The following is a 15,690-nucleotide window of genomic DNA, read 5'->3' on the forward strand; positions in this document are numbered from 1 at the left end:
GGGTTGGCGTCCCCCGCCGCCGCGCCGTCGTCGCTGGGTTTGCTGGTGGCATCGGGGCCGCCGCCAATGCGGATGGCGTTGGCGCTAGGCGTGCCATGAGATGAAGCGGGCCCATACGATGCCTCGTGCGAGGCCTTGCGCTTGTTCAACTTCATTTGGACGAAACTTCTGGAAGCAGAGGGCGAGCATACCGCGTGCGTTTGTGAATAGCTGTCACGCGACAACGCGGGATGACCATCGCTCTAGATACCCCAGCGTAACGCGGCGGTATGCACCGGCGCGTCCCACAATTCTTTTGACTGGCTGTCGAGCACGGAGACGCTGATCGAGGCACCCGCCATGTCGAGGGACGTCACATAAGAACCGGTCAGGAAACGCGTCGCCGTGATCCCTGCCCCGTCCAGAATCCGCTTGGCGCTGTTGACCATCAGGTAGAGTTCGATCAGAGGCGTTGCACCGAACCCGTTGACCAGAAGCAAGACTTCGCTGCCCCTGGCGGGTGAGAGATCACTCAGGATTGCGCCGAGCAGCTCGGCGGCAATCGCATCGGCGGATGCCAACGGCACCCTGCGGCGACCCGGCTCGCCATGAATGCCGACACCCATTTCCATTTCGTCGTCAGCCAAGGTGAAATTCGGCCGCCCTGCTGCCGGAACGGTGCACGGCAGGAGCGCCACTCCCATCGAGCGGGTGCGCCGATTGACATCATCACCGAGCGTCTTGAGCGCGGCGAGCGGCATTCCGGCTTCGGCCGCGGCGCCGACCATCTTTTCCACGATCAGCGTACCCGCGACTCCGCGACGGCCGGTCGTGTAGGTCGATTTCTCGACCGCGACGTCATCGTTGGTCACCACGCTCGCGACTTCGCGCCCGGCCATCTCGGCGGCCATGGTGAAATTCATCACATCGCCTTCGTAGTTCTTGACGATGAAAAGCACGCCTGCCCCGGTGTCGACAGCCTCCGCCGCCTCGATCATCTGATCCGGCGTCGGCGACGTGAAGACCTGGCCCGGACATGCGGCATCGAGCATGCCAAGGCCGACATAGCCCGCATGGAGCGGTTCATGACCCGAGCCGCCGCCCGAGATCAGCGCGACCTTGCCCGGCTTCAGGGTGCGGCGGCGCACGAACTTCCGCTCGGCGCCGAGAAGCAGGATATCGGCATGTGCAGCCGCCAAGCCGTCAAGGCTCTCTTCAAGCACTGTATCGGCGCCGTTGATCAGCTTTTTCATGAGCGTTCTCCCGATTGTCTGTTCTGCAGTCTGGATCCGTCAGCCGATGCTTTCGGCGTAGCGCGCGAGCTGCGCAGCAAAGTCGACGATGAGCTGCTCGAGCGCACGATTCTTCTTGTCGTCACCGAGATCGGGCACCGTCACTGTAACAGTGCGCGTGTGCGCCTCGCGGTGGGCCCCGCGCAGCCGTCCGGGGTGCGCGCGTCCATAGGCTTCGAGGAAAGCCGCGCGCTCGGCACCGGACAGATGGCAGACCTCGAAGATGATCGCGACATGCTTCGCCGGGATTGGCACCAAATACGCCGGATTGGTGATCTGGCTCACGAAAGAGCGGTTCTTGCCAAGCGCCGCCGCGAGCTTCAGCCGCGTTCCAGATGGCCGATTGTCGAGGACCCGCCGCAGGATGAGCTTGTAATCCGCGACATTGCTGTCGCCTGGCCGGCTTGTGTCCTCGCCTGCATCGTCGGTCATGTGCTCACCCCGGCGACAGCAGCCTTGAGCCGGGCCACCGCAATCGGCGACACCGAGAGAGTCGTCAGGCCTGTCGCCAGCAGCGCCGCCGTCAAGCGAGTATCGGCCGCGGCATCGCCGCAGAGCGAGACCTCGACGCCGCGCTTGCGTCCGGCCTCGACTGTCCGCGCGATCAGCGCCAGCACCGCCGGATTGCCCGCATCGTTGAGGTCGGCGACAGCACCGATATCGCGCGCCGCAGCCATCGTGTATTGGGTCAGGTCATTCGACCCGATGGAATAGAACGCCGCGCCGAAATCCTCAGCGCATAACGCTGCCGCCGGAACCTCGACCATGATACCGAGCGGCGGCCGTGCGCAGGCGATTCCTTCTGCCCTGAGTGCCGTAAACTCCGCGTCCAGCATGTCGTTGGCACGGTCGAGTTCCGAGGGGACCGCGACCATCGGCAGCATCACCTTCAGCGCCCCATGGACGGCCGCACGGCACAGCGCTCGTAACTGCACGCGAAACACCTCCGGTCGCGCAAGCGAGAGGCGGATCCCGCGCACGCCCAGGAACGGATTGCGCTCGCCATCGATCGTTAAACCGGCGATCGGCTTGTCGCCGCCGGCGTCGAGGGTGCGGATCGTCACCGGCCGTCCCGCGGCCCAATCCAGAATGCGCCGATAGACCGCATATTGCGCATCCTCCCCCGGCAGGCCCTGGGTCCCCTCGAACAGAAACTCTGTCCGCACAAGGCCGATGCCGTCGCAGATTGCGGGATCGAGGCCTGTGAGGTCTTCGGGCGCGGCAACGTTGAGAAGGACGGCGATTCGCCGGCCATCGGCCGTAACTGCCGGCTCGAAGCGGCCGGCGTCGGCCGCGATCCGTGCGGCATTCGCAGCCGCCATGCGGTGCTCGAAGACACGACGCGTTTCGGGCCGGGGATCAAAGATCACGGTGCCGGCGTCGCCGTCGACCAGCGCCAACGACGGCGGCCGTCCGCTCCATGGCAATGGACCCAATCCGACCACCATGGGGGCACCACGCGCCCGCGCCAGCATCGCGACATGCGACGAAGGCGATCCGGCGGCCAGCGCGATGGCGCCGCCGCGGGTCCAGTCAACGGCCAGGAACGTAGACGGCGAAATATCGTCACCCATGACGACGGAATCGCCGGAGATCTTCGCGGTCGTGTCCACACCATTCAAAGCCGCGAGCACGCGGTCGCGGATATCGACCAAATCGGCGGCGCGGGCCCGGAAATATTCCTCCTCGGCCGAGCGGTAGCCTGCAATCTCCGCGTCGAGTGCCGTGCGCCAGGCCTCATCGGCGGCCGCACCGGCCGCAATGGCGTCGTAAGCAGCCTCCGCCAGCGCATCGTCCTGCAGCATCGCGATCTGGAACTCCAGGATCTCCGCTGCCTCGCCACGAACCGTCGCGATCAGTTCGGCCAGCTCCAGCGCAGCCCCCTCGATCGCCGCCTTCAGGGCCGCGACCTCCTGAGCGGGATCGCCCCTCGCCGTTCTGCTCGCCACTGCGGTCGTCAGCACGGTGACCGGGCCGATGGCAAGGCCGGGCGAAGCGGGATGGCCGGTGACTTGGATCTCGCCCACGATCTCACGCCTCGCCGAAACCGTCGTGCACCAGCGCCAGCATGGCCGCGAGCGCCGCCTCGCCATCAGGACCGCTGATGCGGAAATGCAGCGTCGCGCCCTGCGGCGCCTTCACGCGCATCACCTTCACCGGGCTCTTGGCGTCCGTCCAAGGCCCGTCTGCAGCGAGGGCAATTTCGATCCTTGCGGCAAAGCCTTTCGCGCATTGCGTCAGCTTGACAGACGGCCGCGCGTGCAGACCGACCGGATTGACGAGCACCGCGGAGGCGGTCAGCAGCGCAAACGACTGAGCGGCCCGATTGGCGTTGGCATCATGCATAGAATTCCTCCGCGCTGCGCTTGACGGCGGCAAGTGGCGAGCCGCCCGAAGACTCGGTCGCAGCGATCACTGCCCCCTCGACCACCGGGGCATTGCAGACCAGAACGCGCGAGCGCCGATCTTCCGCGAGCATCTCCACCGCCATCTCCGAATTGGTCTCGGCACCGCCGAGATCGACAAGTATCGCCACGCCTGCCGGTGACCATGCCGTCTCGATCGCCTCGAGGATTCCGGCAACGTTCGTACCGAGCCCACCATCGACATCGCCACCAGTCCAGGCGAGCGGCACCGCATCGCCGACCATCTGGCGCACCATATCGGCCGCGCCTTCCGCAATCTTCGGCGAATGCGACACGATGACAATTCCGACATTGCCGGGACGTGAACTGCTCATTTATTGACCTCGAACTCCAGTGTCTCAACTGCTGCACCGATCAGAAGGGAAGCCGATCGCGCGCCCGGGTCCATATGACCGATGGAACGTTCGCCAAGAAAGGACGCACGGCCGCGGATCGCAAGCATGGGCGTGGTGCGATCGGCCGCTTCCGCCGCCTCGCTCGCGATCGTCCTGGCATCGCCGCCTCCTGCCAATACGGCATGCACCGGCACCAGGACATCCAGCAGCGTTTTCTGTCCCGCTTCGGAACGGCCGCGCGCCTTGACGGCATCGATCGCCTTCTCCGTCGCCGCGACGAGATCGGCCCGGCTCGGCTGCTCCGGAAGTGCCTTGCCCAGTTCCATGAAGAAAGTTCCGACCAGTGGGCCGGAGGCACCACCGACCTTCATGACCAAGGTCATTCCGATCGCCTTCAGCATTTCCGGCAGCGACTTGTCCACTAGGCCCGGCAATGTCGCGAGCACAGCCTCGAAGCCGCGCTTCATGTTCAGCCCATGATCCCCATCGCCAATCGCCTGGTCGAGGCGGGTTAGTTCGTCCGCATGTTCGATCACTGACCCTGCCAGCGCTCGCACCAGTCTTTCCCTAGCTAGTCGATCGAGGCTCATGCCGCTACCCTCCAGCCTTTCGCATCGAAAAACAGCGGCTTGTTGAGGCGGAGCGACACCACGTCCCCGGCGCCCAAGACCGCCTCGGGATCCGCCAGCGTGACGACCGGTCGGCCGCCGAGGTCAAGATGGAGATGGCTCTGGTCGCCGAGATGTTCGACCCGCTTGACGGTTGCCGATACGTCTCCGCCGCCGCGCCCGATCGTCAGGTGCTCGGTCCGCGCGCCGATTGTCTCCACGCCGGCCGGCACGCCCGCGAACAGCGCCGCTGGCAGCAGGTTGATCGTCGGCTGGCCGAGCCGCGCCGCGACATGGGCGTTGACCGGATTCTCGTAGATCTCGCGCGGCGAACCGATCTGCATCAGCCGCCCGGCCTCGATCACGCCGATGCGCGAAGCCATGGTCATCGCCTCCGTTTGATCGTGGGTGACATAGAGGATCGTCGCGCCGAGATCGACCTGGATCCGCTTGAGTTCGAGGCGCAGTTCGCCGCGCAGCTTGGCATCCAGCGAGGAGAGTGGCTCGTCCATCAGGTAGATCGAGGGCGAACGGACCAGGGCCCGACCGATCGCGACGCGCTGCATCTGCCCGCCCGACAGCTGCGTCGCCTTGTTGTCCAACTTGGTTTCAATGTGAAGAAGACGCGCGACCTCCTGCACCTTCGCGCGGATGTCGGCTTCGGGCACCCGGCGGGTCGGCGCCCGCAACGCGAAGGCCATGTTCTCGAACACGGTGAGGTGCGGATACAGCGAATACTGCTGGAAAACAAAGGCAACGTCGCGATCGGCCGGTGCATCGCCCGTCACGTCGCGCCCGTCGATCCGGATCGAACCGCGGTCCGGCCGCTCCAATCCGGCGATCAATCGCAGCGCCGTGGTCTTGCCGGCGCCGGTCGGCCCGAGCAATGTGACGAATTCGCCGTCGCCAACGGTCAGCGACAGATCGCTCACCGCTTGCGCCTTGCCGAACGCCTTGGAGACGGCGTTGATCTCGACCTCAGCCATGCGCGCCTCCCTCATGTAGCGCGGTACGAATGGCCCGGCCGGACGCTTTGTCGAAGATCGACAGCGTATCGGGCCGAAAGTCGAGCCCGACATTCTCTCCAGTCCGAAAGGACGTGCTGCTGGGTGAGCGGGCCTTGAGCGTACCGTAGCGCGTCGTCACCGTCACGATCTGCGTCGTGCCGAGATATTCCGTCCCATAAACTTCGCCGCGCACCATGCCACGATCCGTGAACCGCACGTGCTCGGGCCGCACCCCGAGCACGAGCTCGCATTCCGCCATCGCCTCGCGCGCAGCAGGAATTGCGACGTCACGCTTACCGAGCCGGATCGCCTGTGCCCCGGTCTGCAGGCCGCCATGGAACGGTAGAAAGTTCATGGGCGGCGAACCGATGAAGTCGGCCACAAACACCGAAGCAGGCCGGTCATAGATGTCGCGCGGGCTCGCGACCTGCTCGACGACACCATTGTTCATCACTGCGATCCTGTCGGCCATTGCCATGGCCTCGAGCTGGTCATGCGTGACATAGACGGTCGTCGCGCCCAGCCGGTCATGCAGCGCACGCAGTTCATGAATCATTGCCTCACGCATCTCGGTATCGAGTGCGCCGAGCGGCTCGTCCATCAGGAAACACTTGGGCTTGCGCACGATCGCCCGGCCGAGCGCGACGCGCTGCCGGTCGCCGCCGGCGAGGCCCGACACCGATCGGTCGAGGAGATGGGAGATCCGCAGGATGCGCGCGGCCTCGACGACCCGCCGGTCGCGTTCGGCCGCACCGATGCCCTCGCATTTCAAGGGAAAGCCGATGTTGCGCCGGACGTTCATATGCGGATAGAGCGCAAAGAGCTGGAACACGAAGGCAATGTCGCGCGCCGATGCGCGGTTCATGGTCACGTCTTCGCCGTCAAGCCGGATGGTGCCTGCCGTCGGCAGCTCCAGGCCGGCGATCATGCGCAGCGTCGTGGTCTTGCCGCAGCCGGAAGGTCCCAGCAGGCAAAGGAACTGGCCGTCCTCCACCGTGAAGCTGGCAGACTTGACCGCATGAAACGTACCGAAGGATTTGTCGAGCGCCTCGACCTTGATCTGTGCCATCGCGCCCTACTCCCGGACCTTCGACACAATGGTGAACATCACCGTGCCGAACAGGGTCGTCGCAAACGACCAGGAATACAGTACCAGAGAGAATGGCTGCATCAGCATGACGACACCGGCGGCAATGATCATCGTTGCCACGGCTTCGAGCGGACCGCGGCGCAGAACGCGGTCTGCGAGACCACGACGCGCGATGGACGGGTTGGCATCAAGAATCATTTGCGGACGGCTCCAAAGGTGATGCCGCGCAGCAGATGCTTGCGCAACAGTACCGTGAACACCACGATCGGCACCAGAAACAGCGTCGTGCCAGCGGCCACCGCGGGCCAGTCCTGTCCGCCCTCGCCGATGATGATCGGAATGAAAGGCGGCGCCGTCTGCGCGTTGCCCGAGGTTAGAAGGACCGCGAAGGCGTATTCGTTCCAGGCGAAGATCAGGCAGAAGATCGCCGTCGCCGCGATTCCGGTGGTGGCCTGCGGCAGCACCACCTTCACGAACGCCTGAAAGCGGGTGTATCCATCGATCATCGCCGCCTCCTCGTACTCGCGCGGGATTTCGTCGATGAAGCCCTTGAGCAGCCAGACAGCGAGCGAGACGTTGACCGATGTATAGAGCAGGATCATCCCGAGCCGGGTATCCGACAATCCGACGGTGCGGTACATCAAGTAAATCGGGATCGCGACCGCAATCGGCGGCATCATCCTGGTCGACAGAATGAAGAATAGCAGGTCGTCCTTCAGGGGCACGCGAAACCGTGAAAAGCCGTAGGCCGACAAGGTCCCTAGCGCGACGGCGAGCACGGTCGAACCGAACGCAATAATCAGGGAGTTGACGAAGCGCGGTACGTAGTTCGATGGCCCGGCGACCACCATGTTGCGGCTGCGTGCGATGCTGTCGCAAAGCCCCTGCGGCGGTCCCAGCGAGCGGATGAACTCCGGCGTCTGGCGCGAGCGCGTCGTGAAGAGATTGCAGAAGCCTTCGAGCGACGGCTTGAACATCACCTTGGGCGGATAGGAGATCGCATCATCCGGCGACTTGAACGCGGTGAGCATGATCCATACCAGCGGGATCATGGTGATGACGGCATAGAGCACGACGAGCGAGCCGGCAAAACGCCTCGTAGTGGCCGACGGCTCGACGACCGAATGGGCTGTAGTGGCTGAGGTCATCGGCTTTTCACCTTGTTCAGCGCCTTCACATAGATGTTGGCGAGGCCGAAGACCGTCACGAACAGGATGATCGCGAAGGCCGAGGAATAGCCCGTACGCCAACTCTCGAACGCCGCACGCTTGAGCGTGATCGAGGCGACTTCCGTGGTCGATCCCGGCCCGCCCCCGGTGAGCAGATTGACCATGTCGAACATCTTGAAATTCTCGATGCCGCGGAAGAGCACCGCCAGCATGATGAACGGCAGCGCCATCGGCAGCGTGATCGACCAGAACTGCCGCCATTTCGATGCGCGGTCGACCTCCGCCGCCTCATAAATGTAGTCCGGGATCGAACGCAGGCCTGCCAGACAGATCAGCATCACGTAGGGCGTCCACATCCAGGCATCGACGATGACGATGGCCCATGGGCTGAGCCTCACGTCGCCCAGCATCTGGAACGACGAGGCATCGCGGCCGGTAAAGAAGGCGACCACGTAATTGAAGAGCCCGATCTGCGGCTGGTAGAGAAACGTCCAGAAATTGCCCACTACGGCCGGCGAAAGCATCATCGGCAGCAGAATGATCGTGGTCCACATGCCGTGGCCGCGGAACTTCTTGTCGATGAGGAACGCAAGGCCGAATCCAATGACGGTCTCAATCACCACCGTCCAGATCACGAAATGCGCGGTCACCTGCATTGCCGCCCAGATGTCCGGATCGGTCAGGATCGACTGGTACCAGTCAGCCCCCAGCCAGATCGTCGGCACGTTGGCCCTGTTGGCGCGGTAGTTCGTGAACGAAAGATAGATCGTCCAGAGCAACGGAAAGATATTGATCGCCAGCAACAGCACGATCGTCGGCGTGATGAAGAGCCAGGCGAGCGTCCTGTCCGACAAGCCCCGGATACGACGCGCCACGCCTGGCCGGACCATGACGGCCCGATAGGTGATCCGCGAAGAGGCACTCAATTCGTTCATTGCATCGACCGATCCTGGCACCGGGTTCGTCGACGATGCGACAAATTCCGGTCATCTCGAAGGAAAGCCCGGAGCGCGTTCGCGCGCGCTCCGGGCGGCTGCCTCAGAACTTTTTGCCTTCTTCCTTGAAGATGGCCTTCCAGTCTTTCACCAGACCGTCGAGCGCTTCCTGTGCGGTGCCCTTGTCAGCCACCACATAGTCATGCACGCGCTTCTGCTCCGCCTGCAAGAGCTGGGCGTAGGAAGGCTCGGCCCAGAAATCGACGACCATTCCCATCGACTGCAGGAACTCCTTCGCAAAGGGCGCACTGTTCGGGAAGCTCGGATCGTTCAGCACGGACTTGGCGCAGGAATAGCCGCCGAGCGCCCACCACTTCTTCTGAACGTCGCCGCCGGAGAACCACTTGATGTATTGCAGCGCTTCGGGCTGGTTCTTGGAGTAGGAAACAACCGAAATTCCCTGCCCGCCGAGCTGCGTCGCCTGTGCGGCAGGACCGGCTGGATTGACGAAGAAGCCGATCTTGTCGCCGCCGACATTCGGGTCCTTGTGGAGGCCCGGGAAGAACGCGAAGAAGTTCATCTGCAACGCGACCTGCCCGGACTTGAAGGCATCAAGCCCCTCCGACATGTAGGAATTGGAGGCGCCGGGAGGCGTGCAGCACTTGTAGAGATCCTTGTAGGCCTCGAGCGCCTTGACGGCGCCAGGCGAGTTCACGAACCCGTCCATCGCATAAGGCTTTTTCGGATCGTCGTATTTGAAGCCGTAGTCGTAGAGATAATTCGAAACGCCCATGGTGATGCCCTCCGAGCCACGCTCGGTATAGATCGAGGCGCCATAGACCTTCTTGCCGTCGATTTCGCGGCCTTGGAAGAACTGCGCAATGTCGCGGAGTTCATCAAGCGTCTTTGGCACGGCGAGATCGCGGCCGTACTTGGCCTTGAAATCCTTCTGCACGTCCGGCCGCGCGAACCAGTCCTTGCGATAGGTCCAGCCCACCGCATCGCCCATCGCCGGCAGCGCCCAATAGTTCGGCGTATTCTTCGGCCATTCGGAATAGCCGACCACCGTTGCCGGCATGTAGTCGTCCATGCTGATTCCTTCCTTCGTGAAGAAATCATTGAGCTTGACGTACTGGCCATTCTCCGCAGCGCCGCCGATCCATTGTGAATCGCCGATGATGAGATCGCACAACGACCCGTGCGAATTGAGTTCGTTCAGGAAACGATCGGCATAATTCGTCCACGGCACGAATTCGAACTTCATGCCGACGCCTGTCTTGGCGGTGAAGTCCTTGGAAAGTTCGACCAGCGCGTTGGCCGGGTCCCAGGCGGCCCAGCACAACGTGATGGTCTTGCCCTGAGCCTGTGCGGGGGTGGTCCCCGCTCCGAGACCGAACGCGGAGACAACAGCCCCGCATGCAACAACAAGCGTCTTGAATGTCGGTTTCATTTCGCGTTCCCTCCAGGTGACCGGCCATCGACATGGCACGGCTTTCCTACCCGCTCGAATGCTTCGAGCAGAGCGACACAGTCCGTGACGAGCTGAATAACTAAACTGACGTTTCCTCGCGCCACCCGGATTCTATAGGCCCGGCAGGCTCGAATTGTTTAGTGAACCACGGATTACTAAACATTGCAAGCGAAGTTGGCTGGTTCTTCGACTCCGCCGGAACGCAGCTCCCGACCGCGATCGGTGACATGGTTGGATCGAATGTGAAGGCGTGGCCGCGGTCGGCATAAACGCGCTTGAGATAACTGCGGAAGTCCTGTCAGCGGACGGTGACGTCGATATCGACCGTCGCTAGGGCGCTGCCCCAGACACAACGATCACCACCGGGCTTCAATGCCGACAGACATTACGATGTCTGATCATTCGAAATGCACGGTTGGGGCGGCCTGCAGCGCAAACGAGAATGTCGCGCCGCCTTCCGGCTCGTTCGTGGCCAGGAGTTCGCCGCCGTGCTCGCGCACGATGCCGTAGCTGATCCAGAGGCCGAGCCCCGTGCCCTCACCGACCCGCTTGGTCGTGAAGAACGGCTCGAAGATGTGGCTGATGTGGTCCTTGTCTATTCCCGGGCCGTTGTCCGAAATCCGGAACAGGATCTCGTTGCCCCTGCGCGCCGCCGAGACGACCAGCCGCGGCGATTCGGTGCCGCGCATCGCATCGATCGCATTCTCCACGAGATTGACGATGACCTGATGCAATTGTCCCTCGTTGCCGGAGATCCACAGCTCCGGCTCAAGCTCCATCTGCAGGTCAATGCGAACCTGCTTGGTGCGGACGGCCCACAGCACCGCGGTGTTGATCAAGCGCTCGATGTTGACGCGCTCGACCTCGCCGAGCTTGCTGAAGGAGAGGCGGCGCAGATTCTTCACGATCTCGCTGATGCGGACCGCACCCTCCATGGTGCCCTCGATCAACGGACCGAAATCCTCGAGAACGTCGTCGATCCGCAGGCTCTTCTTCAGCGCGGCCAGGTCGCTCGCCCGGCCCTTACCGTGAATCGCATCGAGATAGGCGCCGATGGCCGCTCGATAACGTATCAAGGTGTGAATATTGCCGTAAACGAAGCTGATCGGATTGTTCAGCTCGTGCGCGACGCCGGCGACGAGCCGGCCAAGGCTCGCCATCTTCTCCTGCTCGACCAGCTGCCGCTGGGCGCGCTGCAATTCGTGATGTGCCTTGTGCAGCGCCTCATAGGCGCGCCGCAGCTCGCCGATCGGCCGGCCGAAGCGCTTTCAGGCCGCGATGTGCCGCCGACGTCGCAGTTCACTACCACAACTTATCCAACTTGTTGCAATCACCCGTTGGCAGAAACCGCCGATCTACCCCGCCGAGTCATGCGGCCACGTTGGCCATGAAGCGATCGAGCGCGGCGCGCAGACGCTGGCGGGCTAAAAAAGATCAAGGAATTTCAGCCAAGGCCTGAAAGACACGTTTCCATCAAGAGACAAAACTTGTTTCCATCTCGTCGCATGCGCCCAGCGCTGCGAGATTTTTTTTTACAGCCTGGACCTAGAACGTCCCGGCCACGGTCATGCGGAACGTCAGCGGCTCGACCGGATGCAGCACGTAATCCATCACGCCGTTCTGGCAGACCGACGCCGGCGCGGTGCCTGCGGTGCAGAGATTGTAGAGCGTGTCGGTCTTGAGCAGTGAACCGTAAGCATAAGTGATCTGGTTCGCTTGAGTATTGAAGAGATTGAGCACGTCGAGCTGTAAGCGCCAACCATTGTCGATGCGATAGCCGAGGCGGCCGTTGAAAATGCTGGTCGCAGGCGAGCGGAACGCATTGTCTTCCGTCAGCGGGCTTGAGGCGAGATAGCGCCAGCGCAAGGCGCCGAACCAGCCGGTCTTCTCGCCGAGCGTGACGCCGGCCGAGGCCACCATCGCCGGTGCGTTGGGAATGTAGTTGCCGGGCGCGTTGCCGATCTGCGCTTCGGGATAGCCGGCGAGCGAGGCATAGACCTCCGCCTGCTCGCTGTCGTAGCCACGAAAGCGCGCATGCGTCATCGCAAGATCGGCGTCGATGTCGATCCAGGATCGCGGGCGGTAGTGGTTGGTCCATTCGAAACCGTAGCGGCGGCCAGCGCGGGCCGCCGAGGTATCGCCGGCATCGCCGGAGAACAGGATCTCGGAATCCTGATCGAGGATGAAGATGCTGAGCGAGGTATCGAGCCGGGGAGCGATCCTGCTGCGGACGCCGACCTCGGCGCCCCTGGTGCGGACCAGCAGCGGCGACGGCGTGAGTCTTGCGGCGGGATCGCTGGGGTCTTCCGTCGTCGTCGCGCCACGCGCGTCGTTCGAGTGCATGCCATAGCCGGCGCCGAGGAAGAATTCGGTCCGGTTGAACGGACCGAGCACCATCCGGAATTTCGGGCTGGGGAGCGCGGCATCGGCGCGGCCGGAATTGCTGGGATTGAACAGGGAGGTCACGTCGGCGGCGTAGTAGTCGCCGCGTAAGCCAACCGTCGTCCTGAGCCAGTCGGTCCAGCGCACCGTGTTCTCGGCATAGAGGCCGACGCTGCCCTCGCCGACCTTGTCGCTACGGATATTGGCAAGGAAGCCGCGCTGGAAGGTGCTCGTGAGCGCCAGGTCGATCGCGTCGTAGCGCGATTGCAGGCCGAAGGTGGTCTGCATCGGCAGCCCTGCGAACGAGCCGTTTAGCGTGCGCGAAATATTGGCGCCCGCCATCAGGCGATCATCGTGCTGGTGGAACTGGTCGCCGAGCATGGGATCGCTGAGGAAATAGGTGAAGTTGTTGAAGAGATCGAGCTGGCTCTTCCCAACGTAGGCATTGGCCTTCCACGAGCCGAGATCATCGCTCTGAGCGATGCGACCCGAGAGTGCGAAGCGATTTGTGTTGCCGCCGTCGGTTGGATCTTCCGAGTCGAACCGCTCGAGCAGGCCGTTCGTGATCGCGCGCTGCGGCACCTGGTCAGTCGAATTCCACTTATTGGCATAGGCCATGCCGGTGACGGACACGCCGTCGGTCGCGGTGCCCTGGCTGTAGCGCACGAGGCCGTTGAGCTTCCTCACATTGTCCGGATTGTCCCACGGACCGTTGTAAGTGCCGATCTCGCCGACCACGAGCAGCGAACCGTCGCCGACTTTCGCTGAGTCCATGCCGAGCAGGCGGCGATAGCCAAAGCTGCCGGCGGTCACCTGCGCGAGGCCCTTGGTGCGGTCGATCAGGCCGATATGGACGCTGCCGACCGAGGCAAAATCGCCTTCGTCAGCGAAGTACGGCCCCTTGCGGACGTCCATTGCGACGATGGTTTCCGGAATCAACCAGTTGAGATCGGCATAGCCCTGGCCGTGCGCGTGGGTGCGCATGTTGACGGGGACATCGTCGACGGTGATGGCGAGATCGGTGCCGTGATCGAGATTATAGCCGCGCAGAAAATATTGGTTGGCTTTGCCTTCGCCGGAATGTTGGGTCACGATCAGGCCCGGCACGGCTTCGAGCGCCTCGCCCGGTCGTGCGAAGGGACGCGCATTGAGCTCTTCGCCGGAGACGGTGATCTCGCTGGCCATGCCCGGCGGGCCCTTTGGGCCGGAGGCAACGCTGCGTGCTTCCGGTGCGAGAGATGTTGCCGGTTGCTCCGGATTGCGGCTGCCCGCCGGGACGGCCCGGCTCGTCCTTCGTGGCGTGGGCGGCTTGTTGTGGCGCTGCGCTTCGCCACCGGTGACCTGGACTGGCGGCAGCTCGCGCGAGGCACCGGCGTCCTGCGCGAACGCATCGCCTCGGTCGACGAGCAGCACGCAGGCTGAAAGCGCGGTCAAAGCGCCCCAGCGCCGGCCGCCTTCAAGCTGCCTCGGTGGCATTCGCGCCTCGAGGCACATCGCGCGTGTGCGGCCCGCCGCCGGCAAACATGCGGCGGTAGAGCACGACAGAGACCAGCCAGGCGATCGCGAACAGCGCGATCACGACGAAGCCGACATTGGCGAGCGACTCGTTGAGGCCGTCGACCAGCGCCCACACACCGCCGGACAGGCCAAGCCGGTCGGCGATCAGCCCGAGCGCCTCGATGCCGCCGATCAACAGTGCCACCGCGACGGAGGCCCCGGTGATGGTGAGGTTGTACCAGAGCTTTCGCAAGGGATCGACGAAGGCCCAGCGATAGGCGCTCACCATCAGCGCGGAGTCGGCGGTGTCGACCAGCGCCATGCCGGAGGCGAAGAGCGCGGGAAACACCAGCACATGCGCAAGCGACACGCCGCGCGCGGCTTCGTTGGCGGAAATGCTGAGCAGCCCGATCTCGGTGGCCGTGTCGAAGCCGAGGCCGAACAGGAGCCCGAGCGGATACATATGCCAGGGCTTCGTCACCAGGCGGAACATCGGGCCGAGCAACCGCGCCAGAAATCCGCGATTGGCGAGCAGCGCGTCGAGGCCTTCAGCGTCGTGGACGCCCTGCTCGCGCGCCATGCGAAACGTCCGCCACAGGCCGGCGAAGATCGCGAGATTGATGGCCGCGATCACGAGCAGGAACAGCGCCGACACCGAGGTGCCGATCAGGCCGCCGATCTTCTTCAGCAGGCTGTCACCGCTAAAGCTGACGACGCCGAGCGCAAGCAACATCGTCGCGACCACGACGACGGTGGAATGGCCGAGCGCAAAGTAGAGACCGACACTTCGCAGCGCACCGCCCACATGCATCAGCTTGCGCACGACGTTGTCGATCGCGGCAATATGGTCGGCATCGACGGCGTGGCGGAGGCCGAAGACCCAGGCCAGCAGCGCCGTCGCCATGACTGTCGGCCGGTCGCCGAACAGCGCGAAGGCCCAGGCCCATGCGGCGACATTGGCGGCGATCAGCCCACCGAACAGCAGCACCACCCCGGGGTCGACCGCCCGCAAAGACCACTTCGCCGCTTGCCTCATCTACCAGTCCCTACAGTATGATGTTTATCAAAAACTATCATACCGCAAAGAGCAAGAGCCGGGCCACTCTTTAACTTGACGACTGAAAGCCTACATCGATGGCGGCCAAATCGTTGCTCTGGCGACAAAATCTGCGCCCGGCTCATCGCGACGCTGAGGCAAGATGCGGGGCGACTATTGGCAAGTTACTATCCACTTTGACTAAGAAGTTGACGGATCTCCGCCCGACGATCACCGACACATCTGCCGCACGGAGGCTTTGGCGCGTGGCGTTTTCAAGAACGCGCCTTTGCACTCCAATCGGCCAAGCGGTGAACCTGGTTCTTGCTGCGAGCAAAGCAGCGTCGTCGCGACCAAGTCGTTGCCTCGCCTGTCCGCGAACAACCTGACGGCTCGTCCAGTGGCGCCGAATGGAAGACCGCCGACGTAGCTAGATCTTTCGCAATGCGATCTGGCCACCACC

At 63.5% G+C, this 15,690-nt stretch carries 14 protein-coding genes and 1 pseudogene; all 15 read right to left on the bottom strand.

Annotated elements, in window-relative coordinates:
* Positions 1-242: 242 nt before the first annotated feature.
* The 15 genes and pseudogenes from dhaK to AC629_RS27115 all read right to left on the bottom strand — a co-directional run bounded on the left by dhaK (position 243) and on the right by AC629_RS27115 (position 15,227).
* On the bottom strand, positions 243-1,232 hold the full coding sequence (gene dhaK / locus AC629_RS27045; RefSeq protein WP_084807960.1) for a dihydroxyacetone kinase subunit DhaK: 990 nt from the start codon (positions 1,230-1,232) through the stop codon (positions 243-245).
* Positions 1,233-1,271: 39 nt separating this feature from the next.
* On the bottom strand, positions 1,272-1,703 hold the full coding sequence (locus AC629_RS27050) for a hypothetical protein (RefSeq protein WP_084807961.1): 432 nt from the start codon (positions 1,701-1,703) through the stop codon (positions 1,272-1,274).
* Positions 1,700-3,298, bottom strand: a complete 1,599-nt coding sequence (ptsP, locus tag AC629_RS27055; protein WP_084807962.1) for a phosphoenolpyruvate--protein phosphotransferase — start codon at positions 3,296-3,298, stop codon at positions 1,700-1,702. Before ptsP ends, AC629_RS27050 begins: the two co-directional genes overlap by 4 nt.
* 4 nt (positions 3,299-3,302) lie before the next feature.
* Positions 3,303-3,617 carry an HPr family phosphocarrier protein gene (locus AC629_RS27060; RefSeq protein ID WP_084807963.1) on the bottom strand — a complete coding sequence of 105 codons (315 nt, stop codon included), beginning with the start codon at positions 3,615-3,617 and terminating at the stop codon, positions 3,303-3,305.
* Positions 3,610-4,011, bottom strand: coding sequence for a dihydroxyacetone kinase phosphoryl donor subunit DhaM (gene dhaM / locus AC629_RS27065; RefSeq protein WP_084807964.1), 402 nt, complete (start codon positions 4,009-4,011; stop codon positions 3,610-3,612). The genes AC629_RS27060 and dhaM overlap by 8 nt, the downstream gene beginning before the upstream one ends.
* On the bottom strand, positions 4,008-4,622 hold the full coding sequence (gene dhaL / locus AC629_RS27070) for a dihydroxyacetone kinase subunit DhaL (protein ID WP_084807965.1): 615 nt from the start codon (positions 4,620-4,622) through the stop codon (positions 4,008-4,010). Before dhaL ends, dhaM begins: the two co-directional genes overlap by 4 nt.
* On the bottom strand, positions 4,619-5,626 hold the full coding sequence (locus tag AC629_RS27075; protein WP_084807986.1) for an ABC transporter ATP-binding protein: 1,008 nt from the start codon (positions 5,624-5,626) through the stop codon (positions 4,619-4,621). Before AC629_RS27075 ends, dhaL begins: the two co-directional genes overlap by 4 nt.
* Complete coding sequence (locus AC629_RS27080; protein ID WP_084807966.1) at positions 5,619-6,716, bottom strand: ABC transporter ATP-binding protein; 1,098 nt, start codon at positions 6,714-6,716, stop codon at positions 5,619-5,621. The genes AC629_RS27075 and AC629_RS27080 overlap by 8 nt, the downstream gene beginning before the upstream one ends.
* 6 nt (positions 6,717-6,722) lie before the next feature.
* Positions 6,723-6,935: a hypothetical protein gene (locus tag AC629_RS27085; protein ID WP_084807967.1), complete on the bottom strand. Its 213-nt coding sequence runs from the start codon at positions 6,933-6,935 to the stop codon at positions 6,723-6,725.
* Positions 6,932-7,885 (bottom strand): carbohydrate ABC transporter permease, encoded by a 954-nt coding sequence (locus AC629_RS27090; protein WP_084807968.1) that lies wholly within the window; start codon positions 7,883-7,885, stop codon positions 6,932-6,934. Before AC629_RS27090 ends, AC629_RS27085 begins: the two co-directional genes overlap by 4 nt.
* Complete coding sequence (locus AC629_RS27095; RefSeq protein ID WP_074123821.1) at positions 7,882-8,841, bottom strand: carbohydrate ABC transporter permease; 960 nt, start codon at positions 8,839-8,841, stop codon at positions 7,882-7,884. Before AC629_RS27095 ends, AC629_RS27090 begins: the two co-directional genes overlap by 4 nt.
* A gap of 103 nt (positions 8,842-8,944) precedes the next feature.
* Positions 8,945-10,291 (bottom strand): ABC transporter substrate-binding protein, encoded by a 1,347-nt coding sequence (locus tag AC629_RS27100; protein WP_084807969.1) that lies wholly within the window; start codon positions 10,289-10,291, stop codon positions 8,945-8,947.
* A 419-nt stretch (positions 10,292-10,710) separates the two neighbouring features.
* Positions 10,711-11,571 (bottom strand): annotated as a pseudogene (locus AC629_RS27105) (sensor histidine kinase); the annotation flags it as partial.
* 286 nt (positions 11,572-11,857) lie between these two features.
* Positions 11,858-14,170 (bottom strand): TonB-dependent receptor, encoded by a 2,313-nt coding sequence (locus tag AC629_RS27110; protein WP_084807970.1) that lies wholly within the window; start codon positions 14,168-14,170, stop codon positions 11,858-11,860.
* Complete coding sequence (locus AC629_RS27115) at positions 14,151-15,227, bottom strand: HoxN/HupN/NixA family nickel/cobalt transporter (protein ID WP_084807971.1); 1,077 nt, start codon at positions 15,225-15,227, stop codon at positions 14,151-14,153. Before AC629_RS27115 ends, AC629_RS27110 begins: the two co-directional genes overlap by 20 nt.
* Between the last annotated feature and the right edge of the window lie 463 nt (positions 15,228-15,690).

This window comes from Bradyrhizobium sp. NAS80.1 (assembly GCF_001908205.1).
Classification (GTDB): domain Bacteria; phylum Pseudomonadota; class Alphaproteobacteria; order Rhizobiales; family Xanthobacteraceae; genus Bradyrhizobium.